This window comes from Paenibacillus selenitireducens, assembly GCF_002021565.1.
GTDB lineage: Bacteria > Bacillota > Bacilli > Paenibacillales > Paenibacillaceae > Paenibacillus_K > Paenibacillus_K selenitireducens.
The window spans coordinates 280,592-293,914 of record NZ_MSZX01000006.1; the positions used below are offsets into that span (position 1 = coordinate 280,592).

13 protein-coding genes and 1 riboswitch are annotated in these 13,323 nt (G+C 47.9%); of the genes, 4 read left to right on the forward strand and 9 right to left on the reverse strand.

Annotated features, from left to right (window positions below):
• Positions 1-7 precede the first annotated feature (7 nt).
• A complete protein-coding gene (locus BVG16_RS17065; protein ID WP_078499893.1) occupies positions 8-1,555 on the forward strand; it encodes an ABC-F family ATP-binding cassette domain-containing protein in 1,548 nt (515 codons plus the stop codon).
• Positions 1,556-1,629: 74 nt separating this feature from the next.
• On the opposite strand, the gene BVG16_RS17070 is transcribed toward BVG16_RS17065, so the two are convergent.
• Together BVG16_RS17070 and BVG16_RS17075 are read right to left on the reverse strand one after the other, a co-directional pair.
• Positions 1,630-2,991: a (Fe-S)-binding protein gene (locus tag BVG16_RS17070; protein WP_408635346.1), complete on the reverse strand. Its 1,362-nt coding sequence runs from the start codon at positions 2,989-2,991 to the stop codon at positions 1,630-1,632.
• Positions 2,981-4,396 (reverse strand): FAD-linked oxidase C-terminal domain-containing protein, encoded by a 1,416-nt coding sequence (locus tag BVG16_RS17075; protein WP_078499895.1) that lies wholly within the window; start codon positions 4,394-4,396, stop codon positions 2,981-2,983. The genes BVG16_RS17070 and BVG16_RS17075 overlap by 11 nt, the downstream gene beginning before the upstream one ends.
• 136 nt (positions 4,397-4,532) lie before the next feature.
• On the opposite strand from BVG16_RS17075, the gene BVG16_RS17080 reads away from it, so the two are divergent.
• Positions 4,533-5,258 carry a FadR/GntR family transcriptional regulator gene (locus tag BVG16_RS17080; protein ID WP_078499897.1) on the forward strand — a complete coding sequence of 242 codons (726 nt, stop codon included), beginning with the start codon at positions 4,533-4,535 and terminating at the stop codon, positions 5,256-5,258.
• Positions 5,259-6,108: 850 nt separating this feature from the next.
• Here the strand turns inward: BVG16_RS17080 and BVG16_RS17085 are convergent.
• From BVG16_RS17085 to BVG16_RS17095, 3 genes are all read right to left on the reverse strand, one after another.
• Positions 6,109-6,738, reverse strand: a complete 630-nt coding sequence (locus BVG16_RS17085) for a cyclodeaminase/cyclohydrolase family protein (RefSeq protein ID WP_078499899.1) — start codon at positions 6,736-6,738, stop codon at positions 6,109-6,111.
• 1 nt (position 6,739) lies between these two features.
• On the reverse strand, positions 6,740-7,600 hold the full coding sequence (locus BVG16_RS17090) for a bifunctional 5,10-methylenetetrahydrofolate dehydrogenase/5,10-methenyltetrahydrofolate cyclohydrolase (RefSeq protein ID WP_078499901.1): 861 nt from the start codon (positions 7,598-7,600) through the stop codon (positions 6,740-6,742).
• Positions 7,601-7,695: 95 nt separating this feature from the next.
• Positions 7,696-7,780: riboswitch (ZMP/ZTP riboswitch) on the reverse strand.
• 13 nt (positions 7,781-7,793) lie between these two features.
• Positions 7,794-8,081, reverse strand: coding sequence for a HesB/YadR/YfhF family protein (locus BVG16_RS17095; RefSeq protein WP_078499902.1), 288 nt, complete (start codon positions 8,079-8,081; stop codon positions 7,794-7,796).
• Between the two features lie 142 nt (positions 8,082-8,223).
• On the opposite strand from BVG16_RS17095, the gene pyrF reads away from it, so the two are divergent.
• Together pyrF and BVG16_RS17105 are read left to right on the forward strand one after the other, a co-directional pair.
• Positions 8,224-9,135 carry an orotidine-5'-phosphate decarboxylase gene (pyrF, locus tag BVG16_RS17100; RefSeq protein ID WP_078499904.1) on the forward strand — a complete coding sequence of 304 codons (912 nt, stop codon included), beginning with the start codon at positions 8,224-8,226 and terminating at the stop codon, positions 9,133-9,135.
• A gap of 115 nt (positions 9,136-9,250) precedes the next feature.
• Positions 9,251-9,832 (forward strand): LOG family protein, encoded by a 582-nt coding sequence (locus BVG16_RS17105; RefSeq protein ID WP_078499906.1) that lies wholly within the window; start codon positions 9,251-9,253, stop codon positions 9,830-9,832.
• Positions 9,833-9,906: 74 nt separating this feature from the next.
• Here BVG16_RS17105 and BVG16_RS17110 read toward each other — a convergent pair whose 3' ends face one another.
• The 4 genes from BVG16_RS17110 to BVG16_RS17125 all read right to left on the reverse strand — a co-directional run bounded on the left by BVG16_RS17110 (position 9,907) and on the right by BVG16_RS17125 (position 13,322).
• Positions 9,907-10,572 (reverse strand): hypothetical protein, encoded by a 666-nt coding sequence (locus tag BVG16_RS17110; protein ID WP_078499908.1) that lies wholly within the window; start codon positions 10,570-10,572, stop codon positions 9,907-9,909.
• A 110-nt stretch (positions 10,573-10,682) separates the two neighbouring features.
• Positions 10,683-11,486, reverse strand: a complete 804-nt coding sequence (locus BVG16_RS17115) for an ABC transporter ATP-binding protein (RefSeq protein ID WP_078499911.1) — start codon at positions 11,484-11,486, stop codon at positions 10,683-10,685.
• Positions 11,479-12,483, reverse strand: a complete 1,005-nt coding sequence (locus tag BVG16_RS17120) for an ABC transporter ATP-binding protein (protein WP_078499913.1) — start codon at positions 12,481-12,483, stop codon at positions 11,479-11,481. The genes BVG16_RS17115 and BVG16_RS17120 overlap by 8 nt, the downstream gene beginning before the upstream one ends.
• 2 nt (positions 12,484-12,485) lie before the next feature.
• A complete protein-coding gene (locus BVG16_RS17125) occupies positions 12,486-13,322 on the reverse strand; it encodes an ABC transporter permease (protein WP_078499915.1) in 837 nt (278 codons plus the stop codon).
• Position 13,323: the final 1 nt, after the last annotated feature.

Sequence of the window (13,323 nt, forward strand, 5' to 3'; positions counted from 1 at the left end):
GAACACAATGAGTCTATTAACCGTACAGAACGTAACCCATATGTATGGGGATCAAATAAATTTTCAAAATATCAGCTTTCGTCTGCTTCAAGGCGAACACGTGGGACTTGTAGGCGGCAATGGAGCCGGTAAGTCAACGCTCCTGCGGCTCTTGTCAGGGCATTTGCTCCCAGATGCAGGGAAACTTGAATGGATGCCCCATGTGAAGCTAGGTTATTTGCAGCAGCATCTGGATTTGCAGCCCGGAACAACGATCATGAAGTATCTGCAAGGCGCCTTTGCCCATCTCTATGACATCGAAGCGCGCATGGTACAACTCGCAGAAGAAATGTCGCTGCCCGATGCTCCCTTAGAGCCATTGTTAACGCGTTATGGCGATATGCAAAGCACGCTAGACCACGCCAATTTTTATCAAATTCACGGCAAGATTGAAGAAGTCGCCGCAGGATTAGGCATCTTGGAATTAGGAATGGAACGGGATATCAGCAAGCTGAGCGGCGGTCAGCGAACGAAGCTGTTATTAGGCAAGCTGCTATTAGAGGAACCCCATGTCTTGTTGTTAGATGAGCCGACCAACTATCTGGACGATGTCCATATCCAATGGCTTACCCATTATCTCAAAAGCTATAAGCATGCCTATCTTGTCGTGTCGCATGATGAACACTTTCTGAATGAAGTGACACAAGTCATCTTTCATTTAGAACATCAAACCCTCGTGCGTTATACGGGCAACTATGCATCTTTTCTCAAAAATTACGAGCTAAGCAAGGAACAATTGCAATTCGCCTACAACAAGCAGCAGCAAGAGATCAACAAACTGGAGAAGTTCATCGATAAAAATCGCATTCGAAAAGCAAAACAAGCCAAAAGCCGAGAAAAGGCATTAGAGCGAATGGAACGAATCGACCGGCCTACACGTGCGGTTCAACCTCATTTCGCCTTTGACGTTTATCGCCAGCCGGCGAATCAAGTGATCCAGGCTCGTCATCTGCAAATCGGTTACACTGAAGCGTTGTTCCCGCCCATTCAGCTGCAGGTTAAGCGCGGCGAGAAAATTGCCATCGTTGGGTACAACGGCATCGGCAAATCAACCCTGCTCAAAACCTTGCTCGGGTATACTGCGCCTTTAGGCGGAACCGTACATTTCGGCGAACATGTCCAACCGGCTTATTTTGCGCAAGAAGAGTTCAGTTCAGCGGAGACACCCCTGGAGCGCATCCATTCGTTACGCCCTGATATGGTTCAAAAGGACCTCCGCCGTTTCCTCTCCATGTTCGGATTAACGGATCAACATATCCGGCAGTCCCTTCGCTCCTTAAGCGGCGGAGAGCAAGCCAAGGTGCGTTTATGCGCCATGATGTTAACCGCCAGCAATGTGCTCGTCTTAGACGAACCTACAAACCATTTGGATGTCCTAGCGAAAAAAGCATTCCAAGAGGCGTTATCGAAATATGCGGGTACCGTTCTACTGGTATCCCATGAGCCCGCTTTTTATCAAGACTGGGTCACTCAAATTTGGCGCGTGGAGGATTGGTGTCTTTCGTTGAAAAAATAAGGCATCCCCTCGCCGTACAAAGAACCTGCCAGAAGATCCATGGACCTCTTGGCAGGTTCTTTCTGTTCATACGGCTACTTACGACTGGGGTGCATATGATCATGTAGAAAATCAACGATATGGACGGCTTGCATCTGATCCCGAAGCCCATGTTGTTCGATCCCATGTTTCATTTGCAGCAAGCATCCCGGATTGCTTGTCAAGAGCACCTGCGCCTGTGTATCCCGGACATGCTCCATCTTATGATCGAGAATTTGACCCGCCATCTCCGGCTGCGTCAAATTATAGATTCCCGCAGAGCCGCAGCAGCGATCCGCATCTTTCATCTCGGCATATGTCACGCCTTTTACTTGCTTCATAAGTTGGCGAGGCGCATCCGAAGTTCGCATGACATTGCGCAAATGGCAAGAGTCTTGGTAGGTAATCCGGATGGATACATCCTCATTATGAAATTCAGGCAACCTGCCATGACGAACGAGCAATTCACTAATATCGATGACATGCGCTGCGAACCATGATGCATCCTCTTTCCAGGTTGGATCTTCATGCAGCAAGTGATCATATTCAACCAGTAACGCTCCGCAGCCTCCCGCGTTGGAGACAATGAATTCCACGCCAGCATCTTTGAACACTTGGACATTCTGTCGTGCCAGTGACCTTGCCATCTCTGCCTCACCGCTATGTGCATGCAGCGCCCCACAGCAATTCTGCTCTTCCGGGATGACAACCTCAAACCCCGCTTCGGTAAGTAAATCCACGGTATGTCTGTTCGTTGATGTGAACAGTACATCCATCAAGCAGCCGCGAAACAATGCCACGGTTGCGATCCGCTCCCCTTTGGCAGGGTGCCGCGTTCCGATCTGTTCAACAATCCCTTGCCCAGAAGCTTCCGGCAAAATTTTCTCCATCGCTTGCATATGCTTCGGGAAGAGCTTCATCGCACCAGACTGTCTTGCGAACTTCTGTAGACCCGATTGTTGATACCATTGCAAGCTTCGTCCTATGAGTTTCATCCTCTTCTGATTCGGAAAAAGCTTCTTAAAAGCAGCGTGCCGTGATAATTTAACCCCTATCGAATGCCGTTCCGTATGGTCTTCGATAGCATCGCGGGCTTGCTCCAGCAATCGCCCATACTTGACATCGGCAGGGCAAGCGGGTTCGCAAGCCCGACAACCGAGGCAATGATTCATCTGCTCCTCAAAGGCACGATCCGGCTCCATGATACCGTCGGCTACCGCTTTCATTAATGCAATGCGACCGCGCGGGGATTCGGCTTCAATCCCCGTCTCTGCAAAGGTCGGGCAGGCGGGCAGGCAGAATCCGCAGCGCATACAATTCGTTAATTGATCCGGATCTAACCGCAATTGTAGTTTCGCTGCCAGCGGATTCACAGTCTTATGATGTACGGAGGGGCTCTGAGCTTGATTAGCCACGATCGATCACCACTCTCTTCCGTGATTCCTTCGCGAACACTTTGCCCGGATTCAACAGGTTCAGCGGGTCAAAGGCCTGCTTGATCGCCTTCATGACTTCAACGCCTGCGGCACCGACCTTCCATTCGAGGAATGGAGATTTCACCAGTCCGACCCCATGCTCGCCTGTAATCGTCCCCCCGAGCTGAATGGCTGCTTCAAAAATCTCCTCGAATGCCGCTTCGACCCGATGGATCTCCTCTGCATCGCGAGCGTCGGTCATGGCAGTCGGATGAAGATTCCCATCTCCAGCATGGCCGAAGGTACAAATCTGAACCTCGTATTTCTTCGCAATCCGATGAATGGCGATCACCATGTCGGCAATTTTGGACCGCGGCACCGTGGCATCTTCCAGAATCGTCGTCGGTCTTAATCGGGCCAGCGCCGTAAACGCACTGCGTCGAGCCGTTAACAGCTTGAGCGCTTCTTCCTGACTTTGGGCAACGCTAACTTCCACGGCCTGCTCTTGGCGGCAAATCGCTGTGATGCGTTCAATATCCCGCTCCACCGCCTCCCGATCTCCATCCTGTTCAATGAGCAGCATGGCCTCCATATCACGTGGCAGACCCAATTTCGCATAGTCGTCTACAACATGAATCGTGGCATGGTCGAGAATCTCCAGCGTCGCCGGAATGATCCTGCTCTCAATGATGCTCGATACCGTTCGAGCCGCAGCATACACATCCTTGTACATAGCGAGCATCGTCTTCTTGTATTGCGGCGGCGGAATCAGCTTCAACGTGGCTTCCGTAATGACCGCAAGCGTTCCTTCCGATCCTACGAGCAGCTTCGTGAGGTCATATCCTGCCACATCCTTCGTGAGCTTTCCGCCCGTTCGGATGATATCGCCATTCGCAAGTACGGCTTCCAACCCCAGAACGTAATCCTTTGTCGTCCCGTATTTTAATCCCCGCAATCCACCGGAGCATTCCGCAATGTTGCCGCCTAAAGTGGAGACGGACATGCTGCTGGGATCCGGCGGATAAAAGAGCCCCAACTCTTCCACATGCGTAATGAACTTCTTCGTATTTAGTCCCGGCTGCACCGTAGCCGTCAAATTTTCAAGATCCACCTCCAAAATTTGATTCATCCGATGCATAACCATCACAATGCCACCATGTACTGGTACAGTGCCCCCGCATAGGTTCGTCCCGGATCCACGACTAATCAGCGGCACCTGATGCCGGTGCAATACCTTCATGACGTCGGAAATTTCAGTCGTCGTCAAAGGATAAATCACGGCATCCGGCAGCGCTTGCAGCATCGGTGTCCCATCATAGGAGTGCGTAACGAGCGTTTGCATATCATCTTTTACATACGTTGGTCCCAAAATGGCGATTAATTCACGTTTAACCTCTTCTTGAAGCAAACAAACCCCTCCCCAAAATCCAACACACTTGTATAATTAGTCAGGTCATCTGATGACTTTTGTTATCGCTTACTATACACTAAAATAAGTGAATCGAAAATAGATTTTGTGAACATTTGAAAGGCGATGACGTGAAATGACGACCAACCAACGGCCGTTGAAAAATTATGAATGGGTCATGAAAGACTTGCAAGAAGAAATCGCAACCGGAACGCCTGGCGACCGACTAGCCTCGGTCGTCGATTTAGCCAGTCGATTCGGCGTAGGTCGCTCCACCATTCGCGAGGCACTTAGTGCCTTAAAAGCAATGGGCTTGCTTGATATCAAACAAGGCGGCGGTACCTTCATCAAAGCCGTTACGCCGGACTCGCAACCGACACATCCGGGTCATGCCTATCCTGAGCTTTGGGAAGGCCGCGTATCTTCGCTGCGTCAGATTCTAGAAGTGCGGCGCGTGCTAGAGACGGGCTGCGCCTTTGTTGCTGCAACAAATCGAACAGAGGATGACCTTGCAGCTCTGCAAGAAATCCTGCGTACCATGGAGCTGTACACTGATGACGAAGCACGCACCGAAGAAGCGGACGTCCGCTTCCATCAGCAAATTGCCATCGCGACGCATAACCCGATGTTATGTGATTTGATGGCATCGCTATCTGCCAAACTGCATGATAGTATTCGCGATATGCGTGCCCTCTGGTTCTACGCGGAGAAATCATCGGCCGAGCGTCTGTACCGAGAGCATGTGCATATCTATGATGTCATTGCCGAAGGGAACGGGAATGAAGCTTCCGCTCGTATGGAATCGCATATTACCAAAGTCGAGCAAGTATTGCATGATCAGGGTGTAGGTTCGTCATCTTAAGCGCAGCAATTGATCGGGGGGGATATTAGATTCATCGTGAGAAAACCTCTACCCTCGGCCATTCGAAGATGAGCGACCGCTTACCTTCAACCTAAACAAGCGAGTTTTCCGCGATTTTTCACATCCGGATGAGCCTTATTATTCATCTATATTGGATGAATACAAGATAGGAACTCCGGATGAGCTTTGTTACTCATCTATGTTGGATGAATACAGGATAAGGTTACAAATTGAGGATTATTAGTGTTTTTCATCCTTGTAAGTTGGAAATATACACTATAGACGCTTAAATATAGGCCAATCCGTTAAAGTTATTGGATTTATCCAACATAGCAATCTTCATCTTCATCTTCATCTTCATCTTCATCTTCATCATCATCATCGTTTTGGTTAATATCATTAGTTTTTCAGTGTCCTACCTTGATTCAGCTCATTCTTTTTTCCAAAAAATTAGCCGACTCCGACTTCTTGGTTGCTAATTTGAACATCAAAACCCATTGCCTTTATTTACTTTAAGTAATGCTTGAGAGTTTTTCTTGAGACGTGCCGCCATACACGTCTATTTCTTTATACTCGGTTCTGTCTCTCATCATTACATAAGCTATACGCAGCATAAGGTGGGCTGTTGCCACGATCGCTTTTTTTCACCTCGTCGTTTCCAGACCTAACGATATTATTTACCGATTCGTTACTCTGACTGGGTATCGGTTGGAAAGTTATCCGCTACGTTCGGACCAATCTCAGCAAATATCGCCAAATAGAATTTTTAAGTTTCGATACGTCGAAACTTTTATAAATTCTAATGTGGTAAAAAGGGGTCACGCTCATCAGCGTGACCCCTTCTCTATTCTTACATCCTGCTGCGAACCACGCGCAGCGTATCCCGTTTCAACGCTTCCATCTCCTGCATCCACGCGGAAGCTTGTACCTCGTACTGCTGCTTCAACGCTTCATCCTTCAAGGAAGCTAAGTTGATCTCTACCGTTAAAAGCGCTGATTGCGCTGCCGCTTCGAACAGAATCGCACCGATGCCCAAATCCGAGATGACATTTTTGTTCGAGGTTTCGGCAATACGCCAAGTCCACTGCATGCCCTCGCGGCATACTTCCATCAAACGCAGGGGAACTTGAATCGCTGCGAGCGTCGCAGTCTGGATCGCTTGCTTCCGCGCTTCCTTCTCTTCATCCGTCCCTTTCGGCAGCTTCAATGCATCCATATATTGTTGGAAGGACGTGATATCCGAAGCAAGAAGCTCCTCGCAATTTCCGATTAAACGCTCCATCTTTGCAAGAACTTCATTCATCTCATCTTGGTATGCGATATATTTCTCACCCTGGGAAAGATTGCCCACCATCGATGTCATCGATGCGGCTAAAGCACCGATCAGCGCGGCGACACTACCGCCACCCGGTGTCGGCTCTGCGCTTGAGGCTTCCTCTACGAAGCTGCGAATGGAATGGTCCCATGTTACGATACTCATCTTAACGCACCTCCTGTCCCTGGCTTTGAATCTCCAACGCCTTTAATAAGTTCTGGTACAGAACCGCTGTCGTCAATGTACCAACTCCGCCCGGAACCGGTGATATCGCAGCCACCGCCTCACTTACATCCACTGCTACGTCCCCGACGATTTTCCCGTTATCCGTCTCATTAATGCCCGCATCGATGACGACCAAGTCCGGATGAACCATCTCCTTCACGATCATCTGTGGACGCCCTACGGCGACGAAGGCAATTTCCGCATGACGAAGATGCGCTGCTAAATCAGGTGTACGCGAATGACATACCGTGACCGTCGCATTCTCCCGCTGCAATAAATGAAATAATGGCAGTCCTACCGTCTGCCCTCTTCCCACTAACGTAACGTTTTTGCCTTCTAATCCATAACCATAATATTTCAGCAGCTGAATGCACGCTTGAGGGGTCGCAGGATAAAGTCCAACTTCTCCCGTCATAGTCGCCAGCTTATTTTGCGGCGTTACACCATCCACATCCTTACGGGGCGAAATCGAGCTTTCAATCGTTGCCGCTGACAGATGCTTCGGTAGTGGAAGCTCCAGCATAATGCCGTGAACTTGCGGATCTTTATTCAACTGTGCAATGAGACGAAGAATTTCTTGTTGACTCACATCTTTGGCGAAAGTATGCAGCTCGAAGCTGATATCTAATTTCTCAGCCACCTTTTGCTTCGCTTGCGCATAGAATGCAGACGCCGGGTCGCCTTCCACCAATATCGTAGCGATACGAGGAACGACTCCCAACCTACGCAATTCTTCTACCCGTAGTCTAATCGCTGCATACACCTCATCTGCGACTTGCTTGGCTTTCATCATCAATGTCATGTCCATAACCTCCTGTGATTCTTCTCCAAAAGTGTTGGAAACGAAAAAAAGCACCTGCAAAAAGCATGTCATTAAAGACGGGTGCTTCATTGCAAATACTTTTCCCAGGCGATCGGTTCGTTCCAACTGCATGCTTCCCTGTGGTTCATTCCACTTGATTCGCCAGTCACATACAGCCTTATTTTTCTTTATTCTACACGACTTCTAACGAAATATCATCATGTTTTTCATCAAAAAGAATATGAAGCTCCCGATGATCCAAGTACCATACATTATCATCTTCTATATAGAAACGAATGCCTTCGACCACTTCAGAGAGTGCTGGAGACACGGGAGTATCCTTCATCACGCCAAGCGATAGCCCGGGTACGACACTTCCGCAACCGCCCATACGCACGAATATTCTTAAATCGTCACCATCCACAAGAGACATTTCCCTCTTGTACCAGCGAGCCGCTGCCTGTTCTACCATGATTCTCATTGTGATCTCTCCTTTTCACGCTGTGTAGGATTGCAAGTAATGACAACATTCTATCATAAATCGAGAAAATGAAGTTGATTTTTCATAGGGAAATACGTTTATATAGAAATAAGCAATGTAACAGAGAATAGGGGTTATGTGAATGAGAAATTTTGCCGACATTCTGATCGAGCAAAGTATCCAGAAGAAAAGCGTATTCGTTGTCGGTTTAGATCCTGATATTGCATTTTTTCCTCATTTTTTAATAAAAGATACACAAGACGCTTCCCAGGAAGTCATCGCGAATGCCATCTTTCAGTTCAATCAAATCATTATCGATGCGGTTGCAGATCACGTCGTCGCCATTAAGCCGCAGCTGGCTTATTACGAAGTCTATGGGAGCCATGGGATCCGGGCGCTCGAAGAAACGATTGCATATGCGCGCTCCAAGGGACTGCTCATCATCAATGATGCCAAACGAGGTGATATTGGCTCAACTTCCCTTGCTTATGCCAAAGCCTTCTTAGGACAAAGCCCCCTATCCGGCGATATGGTCACGGTAAATCCTTTCTTAGGCAGCGACGGGTATCTCCCCTTTGTTGATGTGGCGAAGAACAATGGCAAAGGACTATTCATTCTTTTAAAAACATCGAACCCCTCCTCCCACGAAATTCAGAATCTCTCGCTAGAAGACGGTGAATTACTCTATTTTAGAATCGCAGAAAATCTTCATAAACTGTCTCTTTCCACCAAAGGAGAACATGATTATTCCTTCATCGGTACCGTCGTCGGTGCCACCTATCCCTTGGAAGCGGAGCGAATCCGACAGTTCCTTCCACATTGCATCTTCCTGGTGCCGGGATTTGGTATGCAAGGCGGCAAAGCAGAGGATTTAAAAGTTTTCTTCGATGCAAAAGGCCATGGTGCACTCATCTCTTCTTCCCGCGGCATCATTTATTGTTATATGGATAACAACCCTTATTGGGAAGCTACGACGGCCGAAGAGATGCATACCCTGATTCAAAAGGCTGCCCTTCAGGCAAAAGAACAGATCAATGCCGTACGCGGGATTTGAATTCCGGGCCCGAAAATTTACGAGGATTTCATATCATGCTTACTTCATAATTCGTTCCATGTCTTGTAGAATGGAAGGATTGAATAATACTGCTTGAAAAGGAGCTGGACGAGAGATGAAATCACTATGCGTATTTGCTGGATCGAATACCGGCGTAAGCTCAGACTATGTTAGCAAAGCCAACGAACTTGGAAAAGCGATGGCTCTGAACGGCTTCCGTCTTATTTATGGAGGTTCCAAAATTGGGTTAATGGGTGAAATTGCGAATGCGGTGATGGCGCACGGCGGCGAAGCGGTCGGTGTAATGCCAACAGGATTATTTCAAGGAGAAATGGTTCATCAACATTTAACCGAACTTATTCAAGTTGACGGCATGCACGCACGTAAAGCCAAAATGGGCGAATTAGCCGATGGATTTATTGCGATGCCGGGCGGTTTCGGGACGTACGAGGAACTCTTCGAGGTCCTATGCTGGTCTCAAATTGGCATACACCAAAAACCTATCGGGATTTTTAATATCAACGGCTTCTTTCAACCCTTCATCCAAATGATTGAACATAGCGTCAAAGAGGGCTTCTCGAATGAAACCCACCTCAAGCTGCTTACTGCTGCCAGTGAGGCTGAACCGTTATTGGAGCAAATGAAGCAATTCACGCGTCCGGTGCTCGCGAACAAGTGGAAGGAAATCCAAGACTAATTCCACAATACGCGAACCATGAAAAGCGGCAGACCCGACGATTTCGTCAGGCCTGCCGCTTTCTTTGTATCGGATTATTGTTCGGCGTACCCTTGGAGTTCCAGGGGATGATCCAAGTACTCCACGACCGAATCTCCATGGGTTTGATACTTTAGCTTTGATTCCAATTCTTGTATTTCTGCTGCGGTCTGTTCGCTGCCGTACGTGATTCGATCTTGCTCGATTCGGGCAATCTTCCAATGCCCGTCGGTTTGCACGAGGGTAAACTTCTTATTCGTCTTCGTATACGGCTCCGTTTTGACTTTCTTCAATTCGCTGGAATATAGGAAAACCTGATCTTTATCGTCGCTTGGATAGACATCTGAGAAACGAATCGTGACATGCTGCTGGTCCACACCAATCCCTCGTATGACTCCCAACATATAAGTCTTGTGCTTCTCCCATTCATCCCGTGTCATCTTCGCCATATCGCTCCCGGTAAAAGTCTTATCGTTATAACCGAATACAATGGAATCCATCAGAGATTGCATGACGGGAGCATCTAAAATACCCGAGACATGGGACGTAAATTCATGATAATCCTCTTGAAATGTGAGCAGGTTATAGTAGCTCTGCTCTAGCACTTTCGCTTGCTCGATGATAACCTTCTTGTCGTCCTGTGCTAGCGACCGCTCCGACCCACAAGCCGTTAGACTGACAAGGATAAGAAGACACAGAACATGAAGCAAGATTGGTTTCAATGCGATTGCCCCCCTGATCCAAAAGTTGGAATTATTATACCATGTATCCTCTTGGCATCGACCGGGCACAACACCAAAAGATGCCGAAATCTTCTCGGCATCTTATCAGATTATCCTAAATTCCATGCTTCATGGATCTTCGGCACGTCCGCAATTAACTGCTTCGTATACGGATGCTGCGGCGAAAGGATTACTTCCTCCGCTGTTCCGCGCTCCACGATTTTCCCCTTTTCCATAATATAAATGGTATCGCTAATATAATAAGCCAGCCCTACATCATGCGTAATAAAGATAATAGTCATGTTATTCTCGTCGCGCAGCTTCAACAGCATATCGAGAATCGTCGACCGCGAACAGGCATCCACCATCGAGGTCGGCTCATCCGCGATCAGCACTTTCGGATGCAGCATGAAGATTCTCGCAATCATCAACCGCTGCATCTGACCCCCGGACAGCTCGAACGGGTACTTATTGTACAACTCCTCGAACTTTAAATTGACGAAGGAGCAGGCCTCTTTCATTTTCGCGAACCGTTCATCCTTCGTCAGTTGGAGTCCCTGCAGCTTGATGCAATCGAGCAAAAGCTTCTCTACCTTGTGGAACATATTGAAGGAAGCGAACGGATCTTGAAAGATGGCCTGGATGTCCTTCCAATACGCTTTGCGTTCGGCATGGCGCTTCAATTGTCTGGTCTTCCCTTTATATTCGATCGTACCGCTGCTTTCCTTTAACAGTCCCATGATCATTTTCGCTAAGGTCGTTTTGCCGCTGCCGCTCTCCCCAACAATCGATATAATTTCTCCGCGGTGGAAATCAAAATCGACCGCCTGTACCGCCGTCACCTTCTGTTGGCCGAATCCGAATACCTTGGTCAATTGTTTGCCATGCATGAAGGATTCCCGATTACTACTCATGCGCATACCACTCCTTTAGGATTTCGACATCATAAAGGCAACGATACGTCCGATCATCCACCATCTTACTCTCCACCTTGCCTGTCATACAGGCGTCTGTCGCATAGGAGCAACGATCCGAGAATCGACAACCTGCAGGTACGTTTTTCAAATTAGGAGGCGCCCCAGGAATCGCAGACAGCTTATGTCCTTTCATCCCTTCCTCCGGAACGATAATGGAGCCCATCAGCTTCTTCGTGTACGGATGTATGGAATCAAAAATCATTTCGTGCGATGTCCCGCGTTCCACAATTTCTCCCGCATACATGACCATAATATCATCGGTGACATGGTAGAGCAGCGGTAGTTCATGGGTGATGAATACGAGTGATTTGATGAATTGTTTATCCAGCAAATCTTTGAGCAGCTTGATCACGACTTTCTGTGAAGACACGTCGAGCGCGGAGGTCGGTTCGTCCGCAATCAAGACCTTGGGATTAAGGATCGTGGAGATGGCAATAACCGTCCGTTGTTTCATGCCCCCGGAGAGCTCATTCGGAAAAGAATTCAGTACATTCGGGGATAAGTTCAACGTCTCAAAACGCTCTGCGGCCATTTCCCATACCTGCTTCTTGCTCAGCTCAGGCCGATGTACCTTCATCATATCTTCAATAAAGCGAATAATTTTGAGCGTTGGATTCAAGGCATTCATCGCTGCCTGAGGAATATAAGCAATCTCACGCCCTAAAATCTTAGACCGTAGCTCTTCCTTCTTCAGCTTCATAATATCGATCCCATTGATAACAATCGATCCGCTCTGATAATGCAAAGGCGGGAAATAAAATCCCATAAGGCTAAGTGCCAACGTAGATTTCCCGCACCCGGATTCCCCGGCAATCCCCAGTGTCTTCCCTTCTTCTAGTACAAAATCCACACCATCCACGGCAAATACCTGTTCTTTCAACCGTGTTCTGTAATAGGTTTTCAGACCTTTGACTTCCAATATATTTTTCGTCATAGTTAGCTCCTTATTTTCGGGTTGAAAATTTCATCCATCCCGGTATTCATCAAATAAAGGGAGAACGTAATGACAGCGATCGAAAAAGCTGCAGGAATGAAAGCCCACCAAGCCCCTGCTACAGGTGCCTCGAACACAAGTGCCCAGTTCATCAGAATCCCAAGCGATATCGTATTATAAGGACCTAAGCCGAGCATTGAAATCGATGCTTCTGAGAGGATGCCGGATGCCGTCTGAAGAACGAACGCCATGACAACGTAAGACGCAATATACGGAAGAATCTCCGACAGGATGATGCGGGATGTGCTGTGTCCGGATATTTTGGCAATATTCACGTGGTCACGATTGCGTAACGAAGTGGTCTGGGCACGAACGGCTCTCGCAGTCCATGGCCAGCTTGTGATTCCGATGATCAATGCGGTAACGAGCGAGCTGCGGGAATCAATACTGACGGAGATGAGAATCAATATGATAAATGAAGGAATGACGATAAAAATGTTCGTGATCGCCGTTAAAAAATTGTCGACAAATCCCCCCATATACCCGGATGCCAATCCAAAAATAAGTCCGATAATCGTTGCGCATACACCAGCAATGAGACCTACCATCATGGAGGTTCGAATCCCGTAGACCAGCTCCAGGAACAAGTCCCGTCCGAAGTTATCCGAACCTAATAGCAAATTCGAATCCGGCGGTTGAAAAGCCAACGCCATCATCTCGAGCGGATCTTTTGTATTGATGAACGGGTAAATCAGCACAAAGGCAATCATCAGGACAAGAACAATCGTACCGATCATGAACTTCGGCGACTTTAACAGAATGCGAATGGAATGATTCATC